Here is a 6,400-nt window from a genome sequence, read left to right as displayed (position 1 = left end):
TCCCTCCACATCGCCACCCATGGCGCGGCGCGCGTCTGCGGCCGGGCGGCGGCGGAGGTCATCGCGGGGGCGTAGCCCGGACGGACAGAGCGTCGGCCGCCCCGCCCCGGGGCGGCCGACGCCCTTGCCGTCCGTGACGTCACCGTCGTGGAGGCGGACTCCCCCGGTCCGGCTTCCGTGGCCCCAACGCCGAAGGTGCCGGCCACCCCCACCCGGGGCGGCCGGCACCTTCGCGTGCGCGTGCGGGGACTAGATGCCCTGCCAGACCGGCTTGTTGGCGTAGGCGTAGCGGAAGTAGTCCGCGAGCTTCAGCTTGGAGGCGGCGGCCTCGTCGGCGACGATCGTGGCGTGCCGGTGGAGCTGCAGGGCCGAGGCCGGGCAGATGGCGGCGACCGGTCCCTCGACGGTCGCCGCGAGCGCCTCCGCCTTGCTCTCGCCCGTGGCCATCAGCACCACGTGCCGCGCGTCGAGGATCGTGCCGACACCCTGCGTGATGACCTGGTGCGGCACCTGCGTGATGTCACCGTCGAAGAAGCGCGCGTTGTCGGCGCGGGTCTGCTCGGTCAGTACCTTGATCCGGGTGCGCGAGGACAGTGAGGAGCACGGCTCGTTGAACGCGATGTGCCCGTCCGTGCCGATTCCGACCAGCTGGAGGTCCACGCCGCCGGCCTCGGCGAGCGCCTTCTCGTAGGCTTCGGCCTCCGCCTGCACGTCCTCCGCGGCGCCGTCGGGCCCCAGGAAGGAGTCCATCCCGAGACCGAGGGGCTCCACCACCTGGCGCCGCAGGACCTCGCGGTACGACTCCGGGTGCCCGGTGGGCAGTCCCACGTACTCGTCGAGCTGGGCGATCCGCGCCCGTGAGGCGTCCACGGCGCCGGAGCGCACCTTGTCCGCCAGCGCCTCGTACACGGGCAGCGGCGTCGAACCCGTGGCCATGCCGAGCACGGCGTCGGGCTTGCGCCCGAGCAGCTGCGCCATGGCCTCCGCGACGAGCTCGCCGCCTGCTCTGGCGTCCGGAACGATGACAACTTCCACGCTGAGCCTGCCGATCTGGGAAGAGGGGACGGGACCCGCTGACGGGGGTCGACAAGTAGGTGGTTTAGACCAATCCAACCTCAGTCCAATCTAACAGAGACATGCACGTCCGTGCCCATGAGGGGCGGGTGCGCGACCGGCGTGCGACGGCGCGGGTCACGGGGAATCCGAGGCGCTCGGAGCGCACGCGGAAATTGCCCCGGCCAACTGGTCCCGTTGCCGAGCCGGGCGGGCTAGGCTGCGTGGTGCATGCTGGGAGGTTCCGGCCAGTTGACCGACCCGCCTGGCCCCGGGCCCGGCCCGGCCGACCGATGAAGAAACCACAACAACCGCCGTCCGACGCATGGACAGGCCAAGTGGTCTAGTCCAGAATGCTCGAAACGTCCGACGCACGAGCCTCCGCCTTCCCCGCACAGGAAGGCGGACCGAGGATCCGGAGCTCTCTGCCCTGACTGCCCCGGCTCCTCACCCTTCGGCCGACCGGGACCGCACACCCCACGGCCGATACTGCTCCGGGCTGCGGTGCCGGGAGGGTTGAGGGTCCCTCCCAGGCGCCGCGGCCCGCGGGTGTCTTTGCGGCCCGGGTTCTCCGGAGTCGTACGCCACCGTCCGCCGCCGTACGCGCCCGTACCATTTCAGAACCGTACAAACGCCCGGGTACGCTCGCACACGTGCCCTCCATGAACGAACTCGTACGCCAGCACACCGCCCTCGACGACTCCGATCTCGAGTGGCTCCACCTGCTGGTCTCGGAGTGGCAGCTGCTCTCCGACCTCTCCTTCGCCGACCTGGTCCTGTGGATCCCCACCCGCGACGGCACCCGCTACGTCTCCGTCGCCCAGATGCGGCCGAACACCGGCCCCACCTCCTACCAGAACGACATGGTCGGCCACCTCGTCCCGCGCGGCCGCCGCCCGATGCTGGACACCGCGCTCGACGAGGGGCGGATCGTGCGCGAGGGCGACCCGGAGTGGCGCGAGGAGGTCCCGGTCCGCGTCGAGTCCATCCCCGTACGGCGGGAGAGCCGCGTCCTCGGCGTCATCGCGCGCAACACCAACCTGCTGACCGTGCGCACCCCGAGCCGTCTTGAGCTGACGTATCTGCAGAGCGCCTCGGACCTGGCGCAGATGATCGCGGCCGGCGCGTTCCCCTTCCCGGACCAGCAGGTCGACATGGACGTCGCGCCGCGGGTCGGCGACGGACTGATCCGGCTGGACGCGGACGGCGTCGTCCAGTACGCCTCGCCCAACGCGCTGTCGGCCTACCACCGCATCGGCCTGGCCGCCGACCTCGTCGGCCACCACCTGGGCGGGACCACCGCCGAACTCGCCCCCTCCCTGGCCCCGGTGGACGAGGCGCTGGTGAAGCAGGCCAGCGGCTGGGCACCCCGGGAGTTCGAGATCGAGGCCAACAGCGCGGTGATCCAGTTCCGGGCGATCCCGCTCAAACCCAAGGGCACGCGCATCGGTTCGCTGGTGCTGTTGCGGGACGTCACCGAACTGCGCCGCCGCGAGCGCGAGCTGATCACCAAGGACGCGACGATCCGGGAGATCCACCACCGGGTCAAGAACAACCTGCAGACGGTGGCGGCCCTGCTCCGGCTGCAGGCCCGGCGCATCGAGTCCGAACGCGGCCGGGAGGCCCTGGAGGAGGCGGTCCGCCGGGTCGGGTCGATCGCGATCGTCCATGAGACGCTGTCGCAGAACCTGGACGAGCGGGTGGAGTTCGACGAGATCGCCGACCGGGTGCTGGCGATGGTCGCCGAGATCTCGCCGGGCAAGGTGACCGGTCGGCGCACCGGGCTCTTCGGGATCCTGGACGCCGAGGTGGCCACCCCGCTGTCGATGGTGCTGACCGAGGTCCTGCAGAACGCCCTGGAACACGGCTTCCGCGAGGGCGACACGGGCACCGTGGAGGTCTCCGCGGTCCGCGGCGGCACCTCGCGCGAGGCCCGCCTGCTCGTCACCGTCCAGGACGACGGCGTGGGCCTGCCCGAGGACTTCGACGCGCACAGCTCCGGCAACCTCGGCCTGCAGATCGTACGCACCCTGGTCGAGGGCGAGTTGGGCGGCACCTTCGACATGGTGCCGGCGCCGGAGCGCGGCACGCGCGTGATCCTCGACATTCCGGTGCGGGCGCACAAGTAGCGGTCCCGGCGCACCAGTAGCGCACACAGCAAAGAGCCCCGGACCGGGATCGGTCCGGGGCTAGTCGCTCGTTGCGGCTCGTTTGCGCATCGGGGGTACTGCGCGCTGCGGCTCGGGGGCGGGGGATGCGTACTCGCTGTACGCGCCGCCAAGCTCAGGCTGTCAGCGGGGTGGCCGTGGTCAGGCGGAGGCCTGACGGGCCCGGTTGCGGGCGGCACGGCGCTTCATCGCGCGGCGCTCGTCCTCGCTGAGACCACCCCAGACGCCGGAGTCCTGACCGGACTCGAGCGCCCACTGCAGGCACTGCTCGATAACCGGGCAGCGACGGCAGACGGCCTTGGCTTCCTCGATCTGCAGCAGCGCAGGACCGGTGTTGCCGATGGGGAAGAACAGCTCGGGGTCTTCCTCGCGGCAAACGGCGTTGTGACGCCAGTCCATGGCTGCTACCTCTCTCGGTACTCGTGCGGGTTGCTTGTGAATGTGAACGCTTTCACGAATCCCTCGACAAGTGAAGGGCCGACTGCCAGGTTCCCTGGCGTGGTCCTGTGGATTGAAGAGGGGTTCTTGGTGATCTCTGGGGCCCGTGTGGTGGGCCGTCCCGATCGCCACGTAGAGACTCGCAAACCTCAGCGGCGGATACAACCCCTTCCGGAAAGTTTTTTTTGATTCCTCGGTGTCGACTAGGTCACAGCCGTACTTCCATGGGGTGGACCCTGGTCTAAACGTTCGAGTGAAAGGACTTTGGGCCCTTCTACTCACACAATCACACGCAGTGCACGGCGTACGCCTGTGAACGTCACGCTCTTACGCAGCCCGAGGTGGTCACCGTCCATCTGAAGGGGGAGCGGCACCTTCGAATGCAAGGTGAAGCCGCTCAAGTCGTGCAGTGAGACCGCATGCCTGCCATGAGGGCCGCGCTCGGGGGACGAAGTGAGCAACTGGGTCCCATACCGGGCAACCGCGGCGGTGGACAGACGGCTGAGGCCGAGTACGTCGAGCCCTTTATCGAACGAGGCCTTAGGGGACGTGTACATCGGGCGATTACCCAGATACGTCCACGGTGAGGTGTTCGACACTATGGCCACCACCAGCTCGGTGAGCGGATCCTCCCCGGGCCGCTCCAGGGTGATCGTCCCGCGCCGCCGGCTCGGCTCGCCGAGGAACTGGCGGACCACCTGCCGCACGTACAGGGCGTGCGTGGACCTCTTGCCGCGCTCGCGCTGCTGTTCCACCCGCCCGACCACGCCCGCGTCGAAGCCGAGCCCGGCGTTGAAGGTGAACCAGCGCTCCGGGACGGCCGCGTCGTCGGTGCCCGGCGTTCCCGAGGTGAGGCCCAGGCCGACCGTGCGCTCGCTGCCGGTGCGCAGGGCGTCCAGGATCGCGCCGGTGGCCTCCACGGCGTCGTTGGGCAGACCCAGGGCGCGCGCGAAGACGTTGGTGGAGCCGCCGGGGACCACCGCCAGGAGGGGCAGCCGCTCGGGGTCCGGGCCGCGGTGCAGCAGGCCGTTGACGACCTCGTTGACCGTGCCGTCGCCGCCGAGGGCCACGACCAGGTCGATGTCGTCGCTGTCCGCGGCCTGCCGGCCCAGGTCGCGGGCGTGGCCGCGGTACTCGGTGGTGACCGCGTCCAGCTTCATCTCGCTGGCGAGCGCGTGGATCAGCACATCGCGCGTACGTGCGCTTGTGGTGGTTGCCGCCGGGTTGACCACGAGAAGTGCACGCATGGGGTGCAGCGTACCTACCGGACAGTACCCGGCCCACACCCCGGTAGGAATCGGGTAAGGATCCGGACGTGAGCCTGCACACGGCGGTCCGCGTCGCGAGAGCTACCCTGCTGGGGTGAGCAGTGAGCAGAACCCCGCCCAGGAAACCGCGGACGCCACGGGTGCCGCCGGCCCGCGCCCGCGGCGGCTGACGTACGCGGCGGCGCTGTCCGCGCTGGAAGGGCTCGCTCTGCTTGTGGGCGGTGTCTGGATGCTCGTCTTCGGCATCACCGGCGACGGGGTCGACCGGCAGACCGGCATCACCGGCGGCATCACGGTGCTCGTGCTCGCGCTGCTGCCGCTGCTCGCCGCCCGGGGGCTGCTGCTGCGCCGCAGCTGGAGCCGGGGACCGGCGGTCATCACGCAGATCCTGGCGCTGCCCGTGGCCTACAACCTGCTCCAGGCCGACAGTGCGGCCATCCCGGCCGGCATCGCGCTCGCCGTCGTGGCGGTGACCTCGCTGGTGCTGCTCGTGAACCCGGCGACGACCCGGGCCCTCGGCATCAAGGGCCCGGACCGCACCCGGGAAACCCCGCAGCGGTAGGGCCTGTCCGGCAGCGGTCGTCCGGCAGGAGCGCTACGGCCCTTTTCCGGTACGGCCCTCCCTCTGCTTCTACTCCTCCACCAGCAGCTTCTCCCGCAGCTGGGCCAGCGTGCGGGCCAGCAGCCGGGAGACGTGCATCTGCGAGATGCCGACCTCCTGCGCGATCTGCGACTGGGTCATGTTGCCGAAGAAGCGCAGCAGCAGGATCCGCTTCTCGCGCGGCGGAAGGTCCTCCAGCAGCGGCTTGAGCGACTCGCGGTACTCCACGCCCTCCAGCGCCTCGTCCTCCGCGCCGAGGGTGTCGGCGACCGCCGGGGACTCGTCGTCGGTGTCGGGGACGTCCAGGGACAGCGTGGAGTAGGCGTTGGCCGACTCCAGGCCCTCCAGCACCTTCCTCCTCGGAGATGGCCAGCTTCTCGGCCAGCTCGTGCACCGTGGGGGAGCGGCCGTGCAGCTGGGACAGCTCGGCCGTCGCCGTGGTGAGCGACAGGCGCAGCTCCTGCAGCCGGCGCGGCACGCGCACCGCCCAGCCCTTGTCCCGGAAGTGCCGCTTGATCTCGCCGACGACCGTCGGGGTCGCGTACGTCGAGAACTCCACGCCGCGGTCCGGGTCGAACCGGTCGACCGACTTGATCAGACCGATGGTGGCGACCTGGGTCAGGTCGTCCAGCGGCTCACCGCGGTTGCGGAAGCGGCGCGCGAGGTGCTCGACGAGCGGCAGGTGCATGCGGACCAGCTGGTTGCGCAACTCCGCGTACTGCGGGCTGCCCTCCTTCAGCGTGCGCAACTCGACGAACATCGCGCGTGCACCACTGCGGTCCTGAGGACCGTGCTGCGCGCCGTGCGCGCCCTGCCCGTCGCCCTCGGAGTTTCGCTCGTGCTCGCTCATCGTCCCGCCCGTTGCCCTTCCC

The 6,400-nt window shown here is 70.5% G+C and carries 5 protein-coding genes and 1 pseudogene; 2 read left to right on the top strand and 4 right to left on the bottom strand.

The window, feature by feature from the left end:
* Positions 1-249 precede the first annotated feature (249 nt).
* Positions 250-1,035 carry a glucosamine-6-phosphate deaminase gene (gene nagB, locus C1I97_RS28620; RefSeq protein ID WP_111006029.1) on the bottom strand — a complete coding sequence of 262 codons (786 nt, stop codon included), beginning with the start codon at positions 1,033-1,035 and terminating at the stop codon, positions 250-252.
* A 680-nt stretch (positions 1,036-1,715) separates the two neighbouring features.
* Here nagB and C1I97_RS28615 point away from each other — a divergent pair.
* On the top strand, positions 1,716-3,182 hold the full coding sequence (locus tag C1I97_RS28615; protein ID WP_181446961.1) for a sensor histidine kinase: 1,467 nt from the start codon (positions 1,716-1,718) through the stop codon (positions 3,180-3,182).
* A 180-nt stretch (positions 3,183-3,362) separates the two neighbouring features.
* Here the strand turns inward: C1I97_RS28615 and C1I97_RS28610 are convergent, their stop codons facing one another.
* Both C1I97_RS28610 and C1I97_RS28605 read right to left on the bottom strand, forming a co-directional pair.
* The gene (locus tag C1I97_RS28610; protein WP_003992873.1) at positions 3,363-3,620 is read right to left on the bottom strand and encodes a WhiB family transcriptional regulator; all 258 of its coding nucleotides are present in this window, start codon (positions 3,618-3,620) and stop codon (positions 3,363-3,365) included.
* Between the two features lie 317 nt (positions 3,621-3,937).
* Positions 3,938-4,906, bottom strand: a complete 969-nt coding sequence (locus C1I97_RS28605; protein ID WP_111006027.1) for a diacylglycerol/lipid kinase family protein — start codon at positions 4,904-4,906, stop codon at positions 3,938-3,940.
* Positions 4,907-5,021: 115 nt separating this feature from the next.
* On the opposite strand from C1I97_RS28605, the gene C1I97_RS28600 reads away from it, so the two are divergent.
* Entirely contained in the window at positions 5,022-5,489 is a 468-nt protein-coding gene (locus tag C1I97_RS28600; protein WP_111006026.1) for a hypothetical protein, read from the top strand.
* Positions 5,490-5,558: 69 nt separating this feature from the next.
* On the opposite strand, the pseudogene C1I97_RS28595 reads toward C1I97_RS28600, so the two are convergent.
* Positions 5,559-6,400, bottom strand: a pseudogene (locus C1I97_RS28595) (RNA polymerase sigma factor SigF); the annotation flags it as partial.

Origin of the sequence: Streptomyces sp. NTH33, from assembly GCF_003236365.1 — a bacterium.
Taxonomy (GTDB): Bacteria; Actinomycetota; Actinomycetes; order Streptomycetales; family Streptomycetaceae; genus Streptomyces.
The sequence above is the reverse complement of the archived record's forward strand: the minus strand, read 5'-3'. Positions and strand labels throughout refer to the sequence as shown.